The sequence below is a fragment of the Tellurirhabdus bombi genome, assembly GCF_021484805.1.
In the GTDB taxonomy this organism is placed as follows: domain Bacteria; phylum Bacteroidota; class Bacteroidia; order Cytophagales; family Spirosomataceae; genus Tellurirhabdus; species Tellurirhabdus bombi.
In genome coordinates, this window is sequence record NZ_CP090557.1 from 1,658,024 (window position 1) to 1,674,931 (window position 16,908).

The 16,908-nt window shown below is 44.8% G+C and carries 29 protein-coding genes; all 29 read left to right on the plus strand.

The features are described from left to right. The first annotated feature begins 310 nt into the window (after positions 1–310). The 29 genes from fusA to rpsD all read left to right on the plus strand — a co-directional run bounded on the left by fusA (position 311) and on the right by rpsD (position 16,779). Positions 311–2,413, plus strand: coding sequence for an elongation factor G (gene fusA / locus L0Y31_RS07040; protein WP_234736409.1), 2,103 nt, complete (start codon positions 311–313; stop codon positions 2,411–2,413). 156 nt (positions 2,414–2,569) lie between these two features. After that, entirely contained in the window at positions 2,570–2,875 is a 306-nt protein-coding gene (gene rpsJ / locus L0Y31_RS07045; RefSeq protein WP_234736410.1) for a 30S ribosomal protein S10, read from the plus strand. Between the two features lie 399 nt (positions 2,876–3,274). Then, complete coding sequence (gene rplC / locus L0Y31_RS07050) at positions 3,275–3,895, plus strand: 50S ribosomal protein L3 (protein ID WP_234736411.1); 621 nt, start codon at positions 3,275–3,277, stop codon at positions 3,893–3,895. 4 nt (positions 3,896–3,899) lie between these two features. Beyond that, positions 3,900–4,526, plus strand: a complete 627-nt coding sequence (rplD, locus tag L0Y31_RS07055; protein ID WP_234736412.1) for a 50S ribosomal protein L4 — start codon at positions 3,900–3,902, stop codon at positions 4,524–4,526. Positions 4,527–4,532: 6 nt separating this feature from the next. Next, on the plus strand, positions 4,533–4,820 hold the full coding sequence (rplW, locus tag L0Y31_RS07060) for a 50S ribosomal protein L23 (RefSeq protein WP_234736413.1): 288 nt from the start codon (positions 4,533–4,535) through the stop codon (positions 4,818–4,820). 38 nt (positions 4,821–4,858) lie between these two features. Next, positions 4,859–5,683 carry a 50S ribosomal protein L2 gene (gene rplB / locus L0Y31_RS07065; RefSeq protein ID WP_234736414.1) on the plus strand — a complete coding sequence of 275 codons (825 nt, stop codon included), beginning with the start codon at positions 4,859–4,861 and terminating at the stop codon, positions 5,681–5,683. 7 nt (positions 5,684–5,690) lie between these two features. Beyond that, on the plus strand, positions 5,691–5,969 hold the full coding sequence (gene rpsS, locus L0Y31_RS07070; RefSeq protein ID WP_234736415.1) for a 30S ribosomal protein S19: 279 nt from the start codon (positions 5,691–5,693) through the stop codon (positions 5,967–5,969). A 67-nt stretch (positions 5,970–6,036) separates the two neighbouring features. After that, the gene (rplV, locus tag L0Y31_RS07075; RefSeq protein WP_234736416.1) at positions 6,037–6,432 is read left to right on the plus strand and encodes a 50S ribosomal protein L22; all 396 of its coding nucleotides are present in this window, start codon (positions 6,037–6,039) and stop codon (positions 6,430–6,432) included. Positions 6,433–6,441: 9 nt separating this feature from the next. After that, positions 6,442–7,302, plus strand: coding sequence for a 30S ribosomal protein S3 (gene rpsC / locus L0Y31_RS07080; protein ID WP_234736417.1), 861 nt, complete (start codon positions 6,442–6,444; stop codon positions 7,300–7,302). Between the two features lie 56 nt (positions 7,303–7,358). After that, entirely contained in the window at positions 7,359–7,784 is a 426-nt protein-coding gene (rplP, locus tag L0Y31_RS07085; protein ID WP_234736418.1) for a 50S ribosomal protein L16, read from the plus strand. Positions 7,785–7,819: 35 nt separating this feature from the next. Next, complete coding sequence (gene rpmC / locus L0Y31_RS07090; RefSeq protein ID WP_234736419.1) at positions 7,820–8,014, plus strand: 50S ribosomal protein L29; 195 nt, start codon at positions 7,820–7,822, stop codon at positions 8,012–8,014. A 26-nt stretch (positions 8,015–8,040) separates the two neighbouring features. Next, the gene (rpsQ, locus tag L0Y31_RS07095; RefSeq protein ID WP_234736420.1) at positions 8,041–8,304 is read left to right on the plus strand and encodes a 30S ribosomal protein S17; all 264 of its coding nucleotides are present in this window, start codon (positions 8,041–8,043) and stop codon (positions 8,302–8,304) included. A gap of 3 nt (positions 8,305–8,307) precedes the next feature. Next, complete coding sequence (gene rplN / locus L0Y31_RS07100; protein ID WP_234736421.1) at positions 8,308–8,676, plus strand: 50S ribosomal protein L14; 369 nt, start codon at positions 8,308–8,310, stop codon at positions 8,674–8,676. 3 nt (positions 8,677–8,679) lie between these two features. Further along, positions 8,680–9,018, plus strand: coding sequence for a 50S ribosomal protein L24 (rplX, locus tag L0Y31_RS07105; protein WP_234736422.1), 339 nt, complete (start codon positions 8,680–8,682; stop codon positions 9,016–9,018). A gap of 32 nt (positions 9,019–9,050) precedes the next feature. After that, positions 9,051–9,605 (plus strand): 50S ribosomal protein L5, encoded by a 555-nt coding sequence (rplE, locus tag L0Y31_RS07110; RefSeq protein WP_234736423.1) that lies wholly within the window; start codon positions 9,051–9,053, stop codon positions 9,603–9,605. A 24-nt stretch (positions 9,606–9,629) separates the two neighbouring features. Further along, the gene (gene rpsN / locus L0Y31_RS07115) at positions 9,630–9,899 is read left to right on the plus strand and encodes a 30S ribosomal protein S14 (protein ID WP_234736424.1); all 270 of its coding nucleotides are present in this window, start codon (positions 9,630–9,632) and stop codon (positions 9,897–9,899) included. A gap of 157 nt (positions 9,900–10,056) precedes the next feature. After that, positions 10,057–10,455, plus strand: coding sequence for a 30S ribosomal protein S8 (gene rpsH / locus L0Y31_RS07120; protein WP_234736425.1), 399 nt, complete (start codon positions 10,057–10,059; stop codon positions 10,453–10,455). A 9-nt stretch (positions 10,456–10,464) separates the two neighbouring features. Continuing rightward, entirely contained in the window at positions 10,465–11,022 is a 558-nt protein-coding gene (gene rplF / locus L0Y31_RS07125) for a 50S ribosomal protein L6 (RefSeq protein WP_234736426.1), read from the plus strand. 31 nt (positions 11,023–11,053) lie between these two features. After that, a complete protein-coding gene (rplR, locus tag L0Y31_RS07130; RefSeq protein WP_234736427.1) occupies positions 11,054–11,410 on the plus strand; it encodes a 50S ribosomal protein L18 in 357 nt (118 codons plus the stop codon). A 9-nt stretch (positions 11,411–11,419) separates the two neighbouring features. Next, positions 11,420–11,935, plus strand: coding sequence for a 30S ribosomal protein S5 (gene rpsE, locus L0Y31_RS07135; RefSeq protein ID WP_234736428.1), 516 nt, complete (start codon positions 11,420–11,422; stop codon positions 11,933–11,935). A 12-nt stretch (positions 11,936–11,947) separates the two neighbouring features. Continuing rightward, complete coding sequence (gene rpmD, locus L0Y31_RS07140) at positions 11,948–12,127, plus strand: 50S ribosomal protein L30 (RefSeq protein WP_234736429.1); 180 nt, start codon at positions 11,948–11,950, stop codon at positions 12,125–12,127. Between the two features lie 7 nt (positions 12,128–12,134). Then, positions 12,135–12,581 carry a 50S ribosomal protein L15 gene (gene rplO, locus L0Y31_RS07145; RefSeq protein WP_234736430.1) on the plus strand — a complete coding sequence of 149 codons (447 nt, stop codon included), beginning with the start codon at positions 12,135–12,137 and terminating at the stop codon, positions 12,579–12,581. A 96-nt stretch (positions 12,582–12,677) separates the two neighbouring features. Beyond that, positions 12,678–13,991, plus strand: coding sequence for a preprotein translocase subunit SecY (gene secY / locus L0Y31_RS07150; protein WP_234736431.1), 1,314 nt, complete (start codon positions 12,678–12,680; stop codon positions 13,989–13,991). 3 nt (positions 13,992–13,994) lie between these two features. Further along, complete coding sequence (gene map / locus L0Y31_RS07155) at positions 13,995–14,807, plus strand: type I methionyl aminopeptidase (RefSeq protein ID WP_234736432.1); 813 nt, start codon at positions 13,995–13,997, stop codon at positions 14,805–14,807. Between the two features lie 8 nt (positions 14,808–14,815). Next, entirely contained in the window at positions 14,816–15,034 is a 219-nt protein-coding gene (gene infA / locus L0Y31_RS07160; RefSeq protein WP_234736433.1) for a translation initiation factor IF-1, read from the plus strand. Between the two features lie 40 nt (positions 15,035–15,074). Next, positions 15,075–15,191, plus strand: coding sequence for a 50S ribosomal protein L36 (gene rpmJ / locus L0Y31_RS07165; protein WP_038119933.1), 117 nt, complete (start codon positions 15,075–15,077; stop codon positions 15,189–15,191). A gap of 9 nt (positions 15,192–15,200) precedes the next feature. Then, on the plus strand, positions 15,201–15,578 hold the full coding sequence (gene rpsM, locus L0Y31_RS07170) for a 30S ribosomal protein S13 (protein WP_234736434.1): 378 nt from the start codon (positions 15,201–15,203) through the stop codon (positions 15,576–15,578). Positions 15,579–15,663: 85 nt separating this feature from the next. Then, a complete protein-coding gene (rpsK, locus tag L0Y31_RS07175) occupies positions 15,664–16,059 on the plus strand; it encodes a 30S ribosomal protein S11 (protein ID WP_234736435.1) in 396 nt (131 codons plus the stop codon). 114 nt (positions 16,060–16,173) lie between these two features. Beyond that, a complete protein-coding gene (gene rpsD / locus L0Y31_RS07180; RefSeq protein WP_234736436.1) occupies positions 16,174–16,779 on the plus strand; it encodes a 30S ribosomal protein S4 in 606 nt (201 codons plus the stop codon). Positions 16,780–16,908 lie beyond the last annotated feature (129 nt).

Below are 16,908 nucleotides of genomic sequence, written 5' to 3' on the forward strand. Positions count from 1 at the left end.
TTGGCTTGGGTTCTTCTTTTTCTTGATTAAAGGTTTACTCTGGCTTCTTATTCCGTATTTGATTGCTAAGGGTGTCCTGTCTAAATGATCCCGTTTCATTTTAAAAGCAGTACGGTTAAATCTAGGTTAACTTTTCGATTTGTCCTGGATTAGCGTTGCTTTTGCAACTGAAACTCACTACCTTTGCGCTCTGATTCACGAAAAGCGTCTATTTCAGAACGAACATTTGTCCTCTTTACATCTGTTCATTTAAAGGCACTTAAGAGTGAATTAAAAAGTGAGCATAAACAAACTTCTTAGATAATTCAATATGGCAACTGATCTTCGATACCTACGCAACATCGGTATCGCTGCCCACATTGACGCTGGTAAAACCACTACGACCGAGCGGATTTTATACTACGCCGGGGTAAGCCACAAAATTGGTGAAGTACACGAAGGAGCGGCTACCATGGACTGGATGGAGCAGGAGCAAGAGCGTGGTATCACCATCACTTCAGCAGCTACGACTGTTAACTGGACTTATCGGGGTGACAAATTCCATGTAAACATCATTGATACGCCGGGTCACGTGGACTTTACCGTTGAGGTAAACCGTTCTCTGCGCGTTCTGGATGGCTTGGTGTTTCTATTCAGCGCCGTTGATGGTGTAGAGCCTCAGTCAGAAACAAACTGGCGTTTGGCAAATAACTATAACGTTGCTCGCCTTGGCTTCGTTAACAAAATGGACCGGGCTGGTGCAGACTTCCTGAATGTCTGCAAGCAGGTAAAAGAAATGCTGGGCAGCCATGCTGTACCGCTGCAATTACCAATCGGTGCAGAAGACCAATTTAAAGGTGTAGTTGACTTGATCAACAACCGGGGTATTGTTTGGAATGAATCAGATAAGGGGATGACCTTTACCGAAGTTCCTATTCCAGATGATATGGTTGAAGATGCACAGTACTGGCGTGAGCAATTGCTCGAATCCATTGCTGAGTTCGACGATACGCTGATGGAAAAATACTTCGAAGATCCAGATTCGATCTCAGAAGCTGAAATACTAAAAGCGCTTCGTGAAGCTACGATTTCAATGAAAATCGTTCCGATGCTTTGCGGTTCTTCCTTTAAGAACAAAGGTGTTCAAACGATGCTTGATTATGTGATGGCCCTGTTGCCTTCACCGATCGATAAGCCTGAAATCAAAGGGACAAATCCAAATACGGATGCTGAAGTAGTTCGTCATCCAAGCATTGAAGATCCATTCTCAGCACTGGCATTTAAAATTGCTACTGACCCTTACGTTGGTCGTTTGTGCTTTGTGCGGGTTTATTCTGGCGCCTTGGATTCAGGTTCATACGTACTGAATACGCGTTCTGGCAACAAAGAGCGTATCTCTCGTATCTTCCAAATGCACGCTAATAAGCAAAACCAAATCGATAAGCTACAAGCTGGCGATATTGGTGCGGTAGTTGGATTTAAGGATATTAAAACAGGAGATACACTTTCTGACGAAAAAAATCCGATTGTTTTGGAATCAATGGTCTTCCCAGATCCAGTTATCGGGTATGCCATCGAACCTAAGAAATCAGCCGATCAGGATAACTTCTCGAAAGCAATTGGTAAGCTGATCGAAGAAGATCCAACGTTGAAAGTAGAATCTGACGAAGAAACTGGCCAGACCATTATTCGTGGTATGGGTGAGCTTCACCTGGAAATTATCATCGACCGGATGCGTCGTGAGTTCAAGGTAGAAGTAAACCAAGGTGCTCCGCAGGTAGCTTACAAAGAAACGCTGACGAAGAACTTTGAACACCGTGAGGTATACAAAAAGCAGACGGGTGGTCGCGGTAAATTTGCGGACATCGTGTTTGAAATCATGCCTGGTGAAGAAGGAAAAACAGGACTAGAGTTTGTTAACGGCATCGTTGGTGGGGTAATTCCACGTGAATTCATTCCATCAGTTGAGAAAGGCTTCAAAGAAGCTATGTCTAACGGACCACTAGCCGGTTATCCGCTGGATTCAATGAAAGTGCGTTTGTTCCACGGTTCATTCCACGACGTTGACTCCGATTCACTATCCTTCGAATTAGCCGCTCGGATTGGTTTCCGTGAAGCAGCAAAAAATGCTGGTCCACGCCTGTTGGAGCCAATTATGGCAGTTGAAGTATTAACGCCTGAAGAATATACTGGTCCAATCACAGGTGACTTAAACCGTCGTCGTGGTATTATGAAAGGTATGGACTCACGTGCTGGTTCACAAGTAATCAAAGCTGACGTGCCTCTGTCAGAATTATTTGGTTATGTAACTGACTTGCGTACCATGTCATCTGGACGGGCAACAGCTAACCTTACTTTCTCGCACTACGAGCAAGTGCCAACTAGTTTGGCGGAAGGTATTGTAGCTAAAGCCAAAGGAACAGTAAGAGCATAAATGCAATAAGCTATCACTAATGGACGATGAGTGTCAACAAGTACACGCTCGTTCATTAGTGATTTTTCTATAGTTGCGTTACCGGAGTAAATGGTTCTTTCGGTAACGAACGGCGCGTCGGGAACGAGTCCTATTTTTCAGAACCAATCCAAAAACATGAATCAAAAAATTCGTATCAAACTGAAGTCGTTCGATCACATGCTGGTCGACAAATCGGCTGAGAAAATTGTTAAGGCGGTAAAGTCAACGGGTGCTGTTGTTAATGGTCCGATTCCTTTGCCAACAGACAAAGAAATCTTTACTGTACTGCGTTCTCCGCACGTAAACAAGAAATCGCGTGAGCAATTCCAATTGTGTACGTATAAGCGTTTAGTTGATATCTATTCAACGAGCGCTAAAACGGTAGATGCGTTAATGAAACTGGAATTACCAAGTGGCGTTGATGTAGAGATTAAGGTATAGTTTTCTCGTCGAAAGACAGCTTTGATAAAATGCCGCTGTGCAATTCCTTTGTGATTTGCCAGCGGCATTAGATTTTTATAGAAATTTAATTCGTTCTAATTTTTCTATAAAAGAAATTATCATACCTTTGCAGTCCGAATAAGAACTTAGTTCTCAAAAACATACGCGGGTGAAGGTCCTTTCCAGGAAACCGCATCTGACTTGTTTGGTAACTATCTACTGATAGAGCTACCAAATTATAAGGTCAGGTGTTTATATGCCTGGCCTTTTTTATTGCTGGAAACTGTAAAATTTTGAGAATAAAGGAAATAGGAGTTGTAATCGGATTAGATTATTGCTAATTTTGCACTCCGTTTTTTTATTCATTTATCATAAATTCCTGCTTTACAACAACTTACCATGTCTGGTTTAATAGGAAAAAAGATTGGGATGACCAGTCTGTACAATGCTGACGGGCAGGCTCTGGCATGTACAGTAATTGAGGCCGGTCCCTGCGTAGTCACGCAAGTGAAAACGCAAGAGAAAGATGGCTATGAAGCTATCCAGCTCGGATACGGCGAAAAGAAAGAGAAGCGTACTACGCAACCATTGCTGGGCCACTTCAAGAAAGCCAACACTACGCCAAAGCGTAAACTGGTTGAGTTCAAAGAATTCACAGATGAATTGACTTTGGGCCAATCGTTAAGCGTTACGGATATCTTTGCTGAAGGTGATTTTCTTGATGTAGTTGGTACAGCCAAAGGACGCGGTTTCCAAGGCGTTGTGAAACGTCACGGTTTCGGCGGGGTTGGTGGCCAAACACACGGTCAGCACAACCGCCAGCGGCACCCAGGTTCCATTGGTGCTTGCTCCTTCCCTTCTCGTGTATTCAAAGGTATTCGCATGGCAGGCCGCATGGGCGGTAACCGCGTGAAAGTTCAAAACCTGCGTGTCCTGAAAGTGCTAGCCGATCAGAATCTGCTCGTGATCAGTGGTTCAGTTCCGGGCGCAAAAAATTCGTTCGTTATCTTAGAGAAGTAATCTGATGGAAGTAGCAGTATATAACTCGAAAGGCGAAGAGACGGGTAAGCAAATTAGCCTGTCAGACGCCATCTTCGGAATTGAGCCGAACGAGCACGCGATCTATCTGGACGTTAAGCTATATCTAGCTAACCAACGTCAAGGTACGCACAAAGCGAAAGAACGCGCTGAAAACGCTCACTCTACCCGCAAGATTAAAAAGCAAAAAGGAACAGGTGGCGCACGTGCTGGTTCGATTAAATCGCCAGTATTCGTAGGTGGAGGTACCATTTTTGGTCCCCGTCCCCGTGACTACTCTTTCAAGCTGAACAAAAAAGTAAAGCAACTGGCTCGTAAGTCAGCCTTTGCTGCAAAAGCACAAGCAAACAGTGTTTCTGTTTTAGAAAACTTTACACTGGAAGCGCCGCAAACGAAAGCATACATTGATTTCTTGAATGCTTTCCAGGCAGCAGAAACAAAAACGCTGCTCATTCTGCCCGACGTGGATAAGAATGTTGTTCTATCAAGCCGCAATCTGAAAAAAGCAAAAGTTGTAACGGCTGATCAGGTAAATACATACGACCTGATTAATGCTGACCGACTGCTGATCAGTGAAGGTGCACTTTCGAAGCTAGAAACTCTCCTCGCGTAAAAAGTCATGAGTGTATTAAAGAGACCGATTATTACGGAAAAGTTGACAGCCCTCAATAAGCAGGGTAAATATGGCTTCGAAGTGACGCTGAATGCCAACAAAATCGAGATCAAAAAAGAAATCGAAAAAATGTATGGCGTAAAAGTATCGGATGTGAAGACATTGCGTAGCATCGGACATACAAAGTCAAGAAGCACAAAAAAAGGGGTTACTTCTGGTCGTACTTCAACAACGAAGAAAGCGATTGTGACCCTGGCGGAAGGCGAAGTACTGGATATCTACGCCGAAATCTAAGGGGTTCTAACCACGAAGTCTAAACGCATTAGTTAGAAATGGCTGTTAAGAAACTGAAACCAGTAACCCCGAGTCAACGTTTTCGCGTGGCTCCGGACTTCTCCGATGTGACGACAAACGTTCCGGAGAAAAGCTTGCTGGTGTCGATAAAGAAAACAGGTGGCCGTAATAATCAGGGTCGCCGGTCAATGCGCTACATTGGTGGCGGGCATAAGCAACAGTACCGCATTATCGATTTCAAACGCGATAAAGCAAATGTTCCAGCAACAGTAAAAACGATTGAGTACGATCCAAACCGTTCTGCTCGTATTGCTCTGTTGTTCTACGCAGATGGAGAAAAACGCTATATTATTGCACCACAAGGTTTAACCGTTGGTCAGCAAGTAGTTAGTGGTCCTTCAGTTGCTCCGGAAGTTGGAAATGCATTGCCTTTAGGTTCAATGCCAATCGGTACAATCATTCATAACCTGGAATTAAAACCAGGTAAAGGAGGTGCACTTGTTCGCAGTGCAGGTACGTACGCTCAGCTAGTTGCTCGTGAAGAGAAATACGCCGTTGTACGTATGCCGTCTGGTGAGCAACGTCGTATCTTGTCTACTTGCCTGGCGACGGTAGGTTCGGTATCAAACCCGGATCACATGAACGTTAGCATCGGTAAGGCAGGCCGTAACCGTTGGTTAGGAATTCGTCCTCGTGTTCGTGGTGTAGCTATGAACCCTGTCGATCACCCGATGGGTGGTGGTGAAGGTCGTGCTTCCGGTGGACAGCCTCGCTCACGCACAGGTTTGTACGCAAAAGGCAAGAAGACTCGCCCAGCGAACAAGTACTCTGATAGACTGATTATTAGCAAACGGAAAAAATAAGTCGTAGATGGCACGCTCACTTAAAAAGGGTCCCTACATAGATTTTCGTCTGGAGAAAAAAATCGACACGATGAACGACTCTGGAAAGAAGTCGGTGATCAAAACCTGGTCTCGTCGTTCAATGATTTCTCCAGATTTCGTCGGCCATACGTTTGCTGTGCACAACGGCAACAAATTTATTCCGGTATATGTAACGGAAAACATGGTCGGTCACAAACTGGGTGAATTTGCCCCTACCCGTAACTTCCGGGGTCACGTTGCGAAGAAAGATAAAGGCCGTCGTTAACATTTAGTTTGACGTTGAAAGTTTTGAGGAACTCTCAAACTTTAGACTACAAACCAGAAAACAAAAAATGGAAGCAATAGCAAAGCTCAAAGATGTGCCTTCTTCGCCTCGTAAAATGCGGTTAGTAGCCAATTTGATCCGTGGCCAGAAGGTTAGCAAAGCCCTTGGTATTCTGCGTTTTCAACCGCAGTCAGGTGCCAAGGTGATGGAAAAAGTACTGCTGTCAGCAGTAGCTAACTGGCAAGTAAAAAACGAAGGGGATAGTATTGAAGATGCTGATCTTTTCGTAAAAACAGTCTTCGTAGATGGTGGTCGTATCCTGAAGCGGTTACGTCCGGCACCTCAAGGCCGGGGTCATCGGATCCGTAAGCGTTCCAACCACATCACACTGGTTGTAGATAGCGCGGCTCAGAACCTCCTAACGGTTTCAGAAGACGATACTACAGATAATTCAGAAAAATAAGACAACAGAATGGGACAAAAAGTAAACCCCGTTGGTCTGCGGCTTGGCATCGTTAAAGGATGGGATTCAAGCTGGTATGGCGGTAAAGAATTTTCTGACAAGCTGGTTGAAGACGTTAAAATCCGTAAATATATCCAGGCTCGTATTCCGAAAGGTGCTATTGCTCGTGTTGTTATCGAGCGTACGCTGAAACGGATCACTCTGACAATTCATACTGCCCGTCCAGGTATCGTTATCGGTAAAGGTGGTGGCGAAGTAGACAAGATCAAAGAAGAGCTGAAAAAAATTACGGGCAAGGACGTTCAAATCAACATCTTCGAAATTAAACGTCCAGAAATCGATGCTAAGCTGGTTGGTGAAACAATCGCTCAGCAGTTGGAAGCTCGGATTTCTTACCGTCGCGCTATGAAGCAAGCAATTAGCTCAGCCATGCGTGTAGGTGCTCAGGGAATCAAAGTGCGCGTATCTGGTCGTTTAGGTGGTGCTGAGATGGCCCGTACAGAAGAGTATAAAGAGGGACGCGTTCCTTTGCATACACTCCGTGCGGATATCGATTACGCGCTGTCTGAAGCACAAACGGTATACGGAAAGATTGGTATCAAAGTTTGGGTCTTCAAGGGTGAAATCTACGGTAAACGTGATCTTTCCCCAGCTGCGCAAGTAAGTGCAGTGCAGGCCGAACGCAGTGGTGACCGTGGAGATCGTCGCAGCAATGACCGTGGTGGTCGTGATGGCGGTCGCGATGGAGGCCGTGATGGAGATCGTCGCCGTGGCCGTAATGATCAAAACCGGGGTGGTGCAGGTGGCGGCGGTGGCCGTGGCGGCAACAACCGGGGTGGTGCAGGCGGCGGAAACCCACGTAGAAAATAGTAAATTGAACATCGGATTAATGCTGAAAGGCGTAGATCCTCAGATGCAATAAGACAATGTTACAACCAAGAAGAACCAAGTTTCGTAAGCAGCAGAAAGGAAAGATCAAGGGTCTTGCTACCCGGGGTCACCAGATTGCTTTCGGATCGTTTGCGATCAAATCGCTCGAAGAAGGTTGGATTACAGCGCGTCAGATTGAAGCAGCTCGTATCTCCGTTACTCGTGCGATGAAACGTGAAGGCCAGGTTTGGATTCGTGTTTTCCCGGATAAAGTGATCACGAAGAAACCGGCTGAAGTACGGATGGGTAAAGGAAAAGGGGCTCCCGAATACTGGGTTGCCGTTATCAAACCCGGTACTATTCTGTTCGAAGCAACGGGTGTTCCCCTAGCTATCGCGAGTGAAGCACTTCGCTTGGCCGCTCAGAAATTGCCGGTTAAGACTAAGTTCATCGTTCGTCGGGACTATCAGGAACAGGAGTAAGCCCGACAGGTTTAACGAATTTATAAAGTAAGACCATGAAAAAGAACGATATCAAAGGACTAACCGTTGAGCAATTGAAGGAGCAGGTAGTAGCTGAAACTGACCGTCTGCAAAAACTGAAATTTGCGCATGCTGTTTCTCCTATTGAAAACCCGATGCGTATCCGGCAAACACGCCGGCTGATCGCTCAACTAAATACTGAGCTGGCGCAAAAAAGCCGTCAGGCCTAAGACCAACCGATCAACACTTTTGATCCATGGAACAGCAAGAAAGAAATCTAAGAAAAGAACGTATCGGGAAGGTTGTTAGCAACAAGATGCAGAAATCCATCACTGTTGCCGTTGACCGTCGAGTAAAAGACCCGATGTACGGTAAATTTGTACACCGTACAAAGAAATTGGTAGCTCATGACGAGACAAATGAATGTGGTATTGGTGATACAGTACGCATCATGGAAACTCGTCCGCTGAGTAAGAACAAACGTTGGCGTTTAGTCGAAATCATCGAAAAAGCGAAGTAACCCATGATACAGCAAGAATCACGTCTAAGCGTAGCAGACAACAGCGGTGCCAAGGAAGTACTCGTTATTCGGGTACTAGGCGGTACAGGTAAGCGTTATGCTTCCATAGGCGATAAAATTGTAGTAACGGTCAAAGCGGCGCTTTCTTCAAGCACAATGAAGAAAGGAACAGTCTCTAAAGCAGTTGTTGTGCGGACAAAAAAAGAAATTCGTCGTAAAGACGGTTCTTACATCCGCTTCGAAGACAACGCAGCCGTTCTTTTGAACAATAACGATGAGCCACGTGGTACACGTATCTTTGGGCCTGTAGCGCGGGAGTTACGTGAGAAGCAATTTATGAAAATCGTTTCCTTGGCTCCAGAAGTTCTCTAAGACATGAAGACAGTAGCAAATAAGCCTAAAAAGTTACACGTTAAGTCGGGAGATACTGTAAAGGTTATCTCTGGTAACTCAAAGGGTCAGACCGGCAAAATTCTGCGTGTACTCGTAGATAAGCAACGGGCAACGGTAGAAGGTATTAACATAATCACAAAGCATGTTAAGCCCTCAGCCGCTAATCCACAAGGTAGCATTGAAAAAACAGAAGGTACAATTCACATCAGTAACCTGATGGTAATCGACCCTGCTACGGGAGAAGCCTCACGCACAGGCCGGAAGCTGAACGACAAAAGTAAGTTGCAGCGGTACTCCAAAAAGTCGGGCAACTTTATCTAGATCAGGTTTTGGATATTTAAAGCGGAAACACAGTGGCAACTCCGAGACTTAAAGAAAAATATTTACAGGAAGTCGTTCCCCAGCTGAAAGATAAATTTCAGTATAAGAGCGTCATGCAAGTGCCTCGTTTGGCGAAAATCGTCTTGAACAAGGGCATTGGAGCGGCTGTCGCCGATAAGAAATTAGTTGACGTTGGTGTCGATGAATTAACGCAAATCACGGGTCAAAAGGCAGTACCTACACTGTCTAAAAAGGCCGTCTCAAACTTCAAACTGCGGGAGAATATGCCGATTGGTGCGAAGGTGACACTACGGGGTGAGCGGATGTTCGAATTTCTAGATCGTCTGACTGCTGTTGCATTACCTCGGGTACGTGATTTCAAAGGGGTCAGTGATAAAGGTTTTGATGGACGCGGAAATTATACGTTCGGCGTGAAGGAGCAGATTATCTTCCCAGAAATTTCTATTGAGAAAGTGGCACGGATCTCAGGGATGGACATCACGTTCGTAACTACGGCTCAAACTGACGAAGAAAGCTACGAGCTATTGAAAGCGTTAGGAATGCCGTTTGCCAATATCAAGAAATAAGTTCGAATAAGCGGACATAGAAACATGGCAAAAGAATCAATCAAAGCAAGAGAACGTAAGCGGGAGCATCTGGTAGCGAAATATGCCGCCAAGCGTGCAGCGCTGAAAGCTGCCGGCGATTATGCCGGATTAGACAAACTGCCGCGCAATGCATCGCCGGTACGCGTCCACAATCGTTGTAAGCTAACAGGTCGTCCGCGTGGTTACATGCGGAAGTTCGGAATCTCTCGGGTAACTTTCCGCGAAATGGCTTCTGCGGGTCGTATCCCAGGTGTAACGAAATCGAGCTGGTAATATAAACTATAGCGCTAGCGCGCTCGTACGGTTCGACGTTTCGTGCGATTCACCGTTGCGATTCTAAAAACGATTCCGTAATTTTGCAAGCCAATTTGAGGCCGAGTCTAGAAGGGGCGGTCGGTCGATGCGGTTTGCAGCTAATAATCAGGACAAAATGAATACTGATCCAATAGCAGATTATCTGACTCGCATCAGAAATGCAATCCGTGCCAAGCACCGGGTTGTAGAAATCCCTGCTTCTAATATAAAGAAGGAGATAACGAAAGTATTGTACGATAAAGGCTTTATTCAAAACTATAAGTTTGATGAAGTAGGGCCTCAAGGTACAATCAAAATCGCCCTCAAATATAATCCGGTGACGAAGCAGCCGGCCATTGTCGACTTGCAGCGTATCAGCAAGCCAGGCTTACGCCAGTACCGGGGCCACGAAGAGCTGCCACGCGTACTGAACGGACTTGGCATCGCGATCCTGTCAACGTCAAAAGGCGTTATGTCGGATAAAGAAGCCCGTACGCTGAATGTAGGCGGTGAGGTATTGTGTTACGTATACTAATCTGAAACCATGTCACGCGTAGGTAATAAAGTAATTGCACTGCCGGAAAAGGTATCTGTAGAGGTTGAAAATGGTAATGTTGTTACCGTAAAAGGCCCTAAAGGTAGCCTGTCGCAGGCAATCAGTTCTGACATTAAAGTTGAAATCACTGACGGTGAACTAAAAGTAGTTCGCCCAAGTGATCAGAAACGGCATAAGGCTATGCACGGATTATATCGTGCTTTGGTCAATAATATGGTAACTGGTGTTAGCACAGGTTACCGGATTGATCTGGAAATCATTGGGGTTGGTTACAAAGCAGTTGCAACGAACAATATTTTGCAATTGACGTTGGGCTATTCTCACGATGTATATGTTGCCATTCCGGCTGAAATTAAAGTTACAACAGTAACGGAAAAAGGGCAAAATCCTAAAGTAATTCTGGAAGGGATCGATAAACAACTCATCGGTGATGTAGCTGCTAAGATTCGGTCGTTGCGGAAAGTTGAGCCTTACAAAGGTAAAGGTATCCGTTTCGTTGGTGAAGTTGTCCGCCGTAAGGCAGGTAAGTCTTCTTCCAAGAAGTAATTGGTGAACCATATAATAAGCACAGGCGAAAATGGCTGTCACAAAAACAAGCAGAAGACTGCGAATTAAGCATTCAATTCGGAGAAAGGTCTCCGGTACAACCGAGAGACCAAGATTATCCGTATTCCGTTCGAATACACGTATTTATGCACAGATTATTGACGACGTAAAGGGGCAGACATTAACTGCCGCTTCATCCGTTGAAATCAATGGCAAAGATAAAAAAGGTGTTAACGTAGAGATTGCGAAGCAAGTAGGCCAGAAATTGGCTGAAAAAGCAACAGCAGCTGGCGTAAGTGCCGTTGTTTTTGACCGGAATGGTTATTTGTATCACGGTAAGGTAAAAGCACTGGCTGATGGCGCTCGTGAAGGAGGCCTTCAATTCTAAGCAAAGAACATGGTAACGAATACAAGACCTGCTAAGGTAAACGAGTCGGAACTGAAGGAAAAAGTCGTCGCTATCAATCGCGTTGCGAAAGTAGTGAAAGGTGGTCGCCGGTTCAGTTTCGCGGCAATCGTGGTAGTTGGCGACGGCAACGGTGTAGTCGGCTACGGTCTGGGAAAAGCTAACGAAGTAACAGACGCCATTGCTAAAGGAATTGAAGACGCTAAGAAAAATCTTGTTCAAGTTCCCCTTCTGAAGCACACTGTGCCTCACGAAATGGAAGGCAAGTTTAGCGGAGGCTTCGTTCTTCTGAAGCCAGCTTCTCCAGGTACAGGAGTAATTGCCGGTGGTGCAATGCGTGCTGTATTGGAAAGCGCCGGGATCAGAGATGTATTGGCGAAGTCGAAAGGCTCGTCAAATCCACATAACGTGGTGAAGGCAACTATTGATGCTCTGTTGAAGATGCGGGCTCCGTATCAAGTTGCTTCACAGCGTGGTGTTGCCCTGAGTAAGGTTTTTAACGGCTAAGCAAAAAAAAGAATGGCACGGGTTAAAATCACACAGGTTCGCAGTACGATTGATCGGCCACAAACACAGAAACTTGCGATTAAATCGCTAGGTCTGGGTAAGATCAATCGAAGCGTTGAGTTGGAATACAACGACGCAGTAGCCGGAATTATCCGCAAGGTACAACATTTGGTGAAGATCGAAGAAATCTAATAATACCATGAACTTAAGCTCTCTGAAACCAGCACCAGGCTCTGTCCGTGTAAACAAACGGGTTGGCCGTGGTACAGGGTCGGGTATGGGTGGAACATCTACCCGTGGTCACAAAGGTGCTCAGTCTCGTTCGGGTTACAGTGCGAAAAAGAACTTTGAAGGTGGTCAGATGCCATTACAGCGTCGGGTACCTAAGTTCGGCTTCAACAATCCTAATCGCGTTGAGTACAAGCCTATCAACTTGGATACACTTCAGGAATTGATAAGCAAAACAAATGCAACAACCATAAACCGTGATCTTCTTCTAGAAAATGGTTTAATTGGTAAAAATGACAAGGTTAAAATCTTGAGCCGCGGTGAATTAAGTGCTGCAATCGAAGTTTCAGCGGATGCTTTCTCTGAGAAGGCTGTTGAGGCTATCGAGAAGGCTGGTGGTAAAGCCGTAAAGCTGTAAGCGTCATTTAGGTAAACAGCGCAAAAAGTCGTATCTTTGGATAACTAGTTCCTTTGGCTTTTAGTCTGAGGAGATCCAAGAAGCAATAAGAAGCAGATGAAACGATTTATCACGACCCTTCAGCACATTTTTTCCATTGAGGAGTTGAGAACGCGTATCTTGAACACCCTGCTGTTCCTGACCGTTTTCAGATTGGGTTCTCAAATTGTATTGCCTGGTGTTGATCCAAGCCAATTGAATCTAACTCCTCAAGGGTTATTAGGTTTGCTTGATACATTCCTAGGTGGTGCCTTTAGTAAGGCGTCGATTTTTGCGCTGGGGATTATGCCGTATATCTCGGCGTCCATTGCGATTCAGTTGTTAACGCTGGCTTTGCCTTACTTCCAGAAAATGCAGAAGGAAGGCGAATCGGGCCGGAAGCGCTTAAATCAGATTACACGTGTTCTGACAATTGCGGTAACCGCAGTTCAGGCTACCACGTATTTGACAACTACGATTCCAAACGAAGCCATTCTAATTAACCCCGTTACTTTTAAATTAGTATCTGTATTCATTTTAACGGCAGGTACGATTTTCTGTATGTGGTTAGGTGAGCGGATCACGGACAAAGGAATTGGAAACGGTATTTCAATGCTAATCATGATTGGTATTGTATCTCGTTTTCCAGGTGCACTTCTTGGAGAAGCCCAGTCACGGGGAACAGGCCAGTTGCTGATCTTTGTATTAGAAATCGTTGCATTGTTCTTTGTGGTAATGGGTGCAGTTGTTCTAACGCAAGCTGTTCGCCGGATTCCGATTCAATATGCTAAGCAAATCGTTGGTAACAAAGTTGTAGGTGGCCAACGCCAGTACTTACCGCTTAAGCTTAATGCTGCGGGTGTAATGCCAATTATTTTTGCTCAGGCACTGATGTTCGTTCCCTCTTTAGTAGGAGGTCTGTTCGCTGAAAAAAGTGATTTTGCTGGTTCAGTAGTTACTGTTTTCTCAGATTATACTACTTGGCAATATAATGTACTTTTCGGCTTCCTGATCATTGTCTTTACGTTTTTCTATACGGCAATTTCGGTTAATCCAAACCAGATTGCAGATGATATGAAGCGTAGCGGAGGTTTTATTCCGGGTGTTAAACCTGGGTTTATGACTTCTGAGTACATTGGTCAAGTGCTCGATCGAATTACATTACCGGGTGCTGTTTTGTTAGCAGTAGTTGCTATTTTACCATCGATCGGAGTATTGTTAGGAATGACAAGAAACTTCTCAACGTTTTTTGGAGGTACTTCTTTGCTGATTATGGTTGGGGTTGTTCTTGATACCTTACAGCAAATTGAAAGTTATCTCTTGATGCGTCGGTATGAAGGGTTGATGAAGTCAGGACGTGTACAGGGCCGCGCAGAAAGCGTTACTGCATAAGAAATGATTTATCTGAAGTCCGACCAGGAAATCGAACTCATTAAAATAAGCGCTCAAGTTCTGGGTAAAGCGCATGCTGAAGTTGCAAAACGAATTCAGCCCGGCGTTACAACGAAAGAATTAGATCGCACAGCTGAGGAATTCATCCGTGATCACGGAGGGATTCCTTCTTTTAAGGGGTATAATGGTTTTCCAGCTTCGCTTTGTATTTCAGTCAATGAAACAGTTGTTCATGGAATACCAGGCAAGTACGAATTGAAAGAAGGAGATATTATCTCTATTGATTGCGGAGTGAAATTGAACGGTTATCATAGTGACAGTGCATATACTTATCCTGTAGGTGAAATTGCATTAGAAGTCCGTGATTTACTAACTCGTACAAAACAGTCTTTATATGCTGGTATTGGTAAAGCAGTTGAAGGAGGTAGAGTAGGAGATATCGGTTACACCGTTCAAAGTTATGTTGAGCAATTTGGTTATACCGTTGTTCGGGAGCTGGTCGGTCATGGAGTTGGTAAGAATCTACATGAAGGTCCAGAGGTTCCAAATTATGGAAAACGAGGCCAAGGAGCAAAGCTTAAAGAAGGAATGGTCATCGCTATTGAACCGATGATTAATCTTGGTAAGAAAAATATTGTTCAGGAGCGTGATGGCTGGACAATCCGTACCGCTGATCGCAAACCTTCTGCACACTTCGAACATACCGTAGCGATACGGAAAGGACAAGCAGAAATCCTAACTACGTTCCAATACATTGAGGAAGTAACAGCTAATACGACTCTCATGGTGGGAACTAATGAGGCTACGATAGTGTAAGGCATAGTATGGCAAAACAGAATTCCATCGAGCAAGACGGTACAATAGTAGAAGCACTTTCTAATGCGATGTTCCGGGTACAACTGGAAAACAAGCATGAAGTAGTGGCTCACATTTCTGGTAAAATGCGGATGAACTATATAAAGATTCTACCGGGTGACCGGGTGAAGCTTGAAATGTCTCCGTATGACCTGACAAAGGCAAGAATTGTTTATCGGTATAAATAAGGGTTAAGGTTCTAACTTTAAACCGCAACGGAGCAAGACCATGAAAGTCAAAGCGTCAATCAAAAAGCGCAGTGCTGAATGTAAAGTGATCCGCCGCAAAGGCAAACTTTACGTTATTAACAAAAAGAATCCTCGGTACAAACAAAGACAAGGTTAATTTAAGGATATGGCACGTATTGCAGGTGTTGATATTCCCGATCGGAAGCGTGGTGAAATTGCATTGACCTACATCTTCGGTATCGGTCGTAGTACGGCTACGAAAATCCTGGAACAAGCAGGAATCAGCGTTGATAAAAAGGTCAGCGAATGGAATGATGATGAAACAACGGCAATCCGTAACATCATTACGAATGAATATAAAGTTGAAGGTGCTCTGAAATCAGAGGTTCAGCTTAATATCAAACGTTTGATGGATATTGGATGTTACCGTGGACTTCGTCACCGGAAAGGCTTGCCAGTTCGTGGTCAGCATACTAAAAACAACTCCCGGACACGGAAAGGGAAACGGAAGACAGTTGCCAATAAGAAAAAAGCGACTAAGTAATAAGTGAACAGTAAGCAGGATGTAGTAGGCAGTTACCCTCATACTGCTGCCTGCTAAGCACTGGAAGCTGTAAACTCTCAAAAAAATGGCTCAAGCAAAACGCAAGGATAAAGCGAAAAAGCGGATTGTAGTTGTTGAACAAGTAGGCCAAGTACACATCAAGGCTACGTTCAATAACATCATTATCTCAGTAACTAACAGTTCAGGACAAGTAATTTCTTGGGCATCGGCAGGTAAAATGGGCTTTAAAGGCTCAAAGAAAAACACGCCGTACGCTGCTCAAACTGCTGCCCAAAACTGCGCTGCCGTAGCTCACGAAGCTGGTATGCGTAAAGCAGAAGTTTTTGTGAAAGGCCCTGGTGCAGGTCGTGAATCTGCCATCCGGACAATCCAAAACTCAGGAATTGAGGTAACATCAATCAAAGACATTACGCCGCTGCCACACAATGGTTGCCGGCCACCTAAGCGTCGTCGTGTTTAATACAACGTTCGCTTTGCTAACGTATAGTTGGCAACAGTAGGATGAATAACGAGCAGGTGACATTGAGTTGTATCTGTTCATCGTTCAAGTTTTATTCATTAAGTTAACAGTAAAATGGCAAGATATACAGGCCCCAAGGCCAAAATCTCCCGTAAATTTGGCGAGCCAATCCTCGGCCCCAGCAAAGCCCTGCAAAAGAAAGCATACGGACCTGGTATGCATGGTCGCGGCCGCAAGCGGAAGCAATCAGAATATGCAGTTCAGTTACAGGAAAAACAAAAAGTAAAATATATCTACGGAATTTTGGAACGCCAGTTCCGTAGTCTATTTCACCGCGCTACTATTAAAGAAGGTATCACAGGTGAAAACCTGCTGAAATTGTGCGAAGCCCGTCTGGACAACACGGTTTACCGTTTAGGCCTAGCGCCAACTCGCCGGTCTGCCCGCCAGCTTGTTTCTCACAAACACATCATTGTTGATGGTGAAGTAGTGAACATCCCTTCCTATTCATTGAAGCCTGGTCAATTAATTGGTGTACGCGAAAAGTCAAAGTCACTGGAAGCTATTTCAGATAGCCTATCAGGACGTGGCAACAAGCGCTATAATTGGTTAGATTGGGACAACCAGCAATTGGTTGGCACGTTTACCGCGTTTCCAGAACGCGATCAGATTCCGGAAAATGTGAACGAGCAGTTAATCGTCGAATTATACTCCAAGTAATCGTTGGCGTCCAATAAATCCTTTCAAAAAAGGATTTATCGGACGATTATTGTGTCAATTTATTGATGCACAACGATTTTATATATCAACAGCGGTTCCAAGCCGCCTAACACCAAACTACGAACTCGT

Coding starts and splice junctions, on each gene's coding strand:
- fusA (WP_234736409.1), top strand. CDS start 311: ATGGCAACTGATCTTCGATACCTACGCAACATCGGTATCGCTGCCCAC.
- rpsJ (WP_234736410.1), top strand. CDS start 2,570: ATGAATCAAAAAATTCGTATCAAACTGAAGTCGTTCGATCACATGCTG.
- rplC (WP_234736411.1), top strand. CDS start 3,275: ATGTCTGGTTTAATAGGAAAAAAGATTGGGATGACCAGTCTGTACAAT.
- rplD (WP_234736412.1), top strand. CDS start 3,900: ATGGAAGTAGCAGTATATAACTCGAAAGGCGAAGAGACGGGTAAGCAA.
- rplW (WP_234736413.1), top strand. CDS start 4,533: ATGAGTGTATTAAAGAGACCGATTATTACGGAAAAGTTGACAGCCCTC.
- rplB (WP_234736414.1), top strand. CDS start 4,859: ATGGCTGTTAAGAAACTGAAACCAGTAACCCCGAGTCAACGTTTTCGC.
- rpsS (WP_234736415.1), top strand. CDS start 5,691: ATGGCACGCTCACTTAAAAAGGGTCCCTACATAGATTTTCGTCTGGAG.
- rplV (WP_234736416.1), top strand. CDS start 6,037: ATGGAAGCAATAGCAAAGCTCAAAGATGTGCCTTCTTCGCCTCGTAAA.
- rpsC (WP_234736417.1), top strand. CDS start 6,442: ATGGGACAAAAAGTAAACCCCGTTGGTCTGCGGCTTGGCATCGTTAAA.
- rplP (WP_234736418.1), top strand. CDS start 7,359: ATGTTACAACCAAGAAGAACCAAGTTTCGTAAGCAGCAGAAAGGAAAG.
- rpmC (WP_234736419.1), top strand. CDS start 7,820: ATGAAAAAGAACGATATCAAAGGACTAACCGTTGAGCAATTGAAGGAG.
- rpsQ (WP_234736420.1), top strand. CDS start 8,041: ATGGAACAGCAAGAAAGAAATCTAAGAAAAGAACGTATCGGGAAGGTT.
- rplN (WP_234736421.1), top strand. CDS start 8,308: ATGATACAGCAAGAATCACGTCTAAGCGTAGCAGACAACAGCGGTGCC.
- rplX (WP_234736422.1), top strand. CDS start 8,680: ATGAAGACAGTAGCAAATAAGCCTAAAAAGTTACACGTTAAGTCGGGA.
- rpsN (WP_234736424.1), top strand. CDS start 9,630: ATGGCAAAAGAATCAATCAAAGCAAGAGAACGTAAGCGGGAGCATCTG.
- rpsH (WP_234736425.1), top strand. CDS start 10,057: ATGAATACTGATCCAATAGCAGATTATCTGACTCGCATCAGAAATGCA.
- rplF (WP_234736426.1), top strand. CDS start 10,465: ATGTCACGCGTAGGTAATAAAGTAATTGCACTGCCGGAAAAGGTATCT.
- rplR (WP_234736427.1), top strand. CDS start 11,054: ATGGCTGTCACAAAAACAAGCAGAAGACTGCGAATTAAGCATTCAATT.
- rpsE (WP_234736428.1), top strand. CDS start 11,420: ATGGTAACGAATACAAGACCTGCTAAGGTAAACGAGTCGGAACTGAAG.
- rpmD (WP_234736429.1), top strand. CDS start 11,948: ATGGCACGGGTTAAAATCACACAGGTTCGCAGTACGATTGATCGGCCA.
- rplO (WP_234736430.1), top strand. CDS start 12,135: ATGAACTTAAGCTCTCTGAAACCAGCACCAGGCTCTGTCCGTGTAAAC.
- secY (WP_234736431.1), top strand. CDS start 12,678: ATGAAACGATTTATCACGACCCTTCAGCACATTTTTTCCATTGAGGAG.
- map (WP_234736432.1), top strand. CDS start 13,995: ATGATTTATCTGAAGTCCGACCAGGAAATCGAACTCATTAAAATAAGC.
- infA (WP_234736433.1), top strand. CDS start 14,816: ATGGCAAAACAGAATTCCATCGAGCAAGACGGTACAATAGTAGAAGCA.
- rpmJ (WP_038119933.1), top strand. CDS start 15,075: ATGAAAGTCAAAGCGTCAATCAAAAAGCGCAGTGCTGAATGTAAAGTG.
- rpsM (WP_234736434.1), top strand. CDS start 15,201: ATGGCACGTATTGCAGGTGTTGATATTCCCGATCGGAAGCGTGGTGAA.
- rpsK (WP_234736435.1), top strand. CDS start 15,664: ATGGCTCAAGCAAAACGCAAGGATAAAGCGAAAAAGCGGATTGTAGTT.
- rpsD (WP_234736436.1), top strand. CDS start 16,174: ATGGCAAGATATACAGGCCCCAAGGCCAAAATCTCCCGTAAATTTGGC.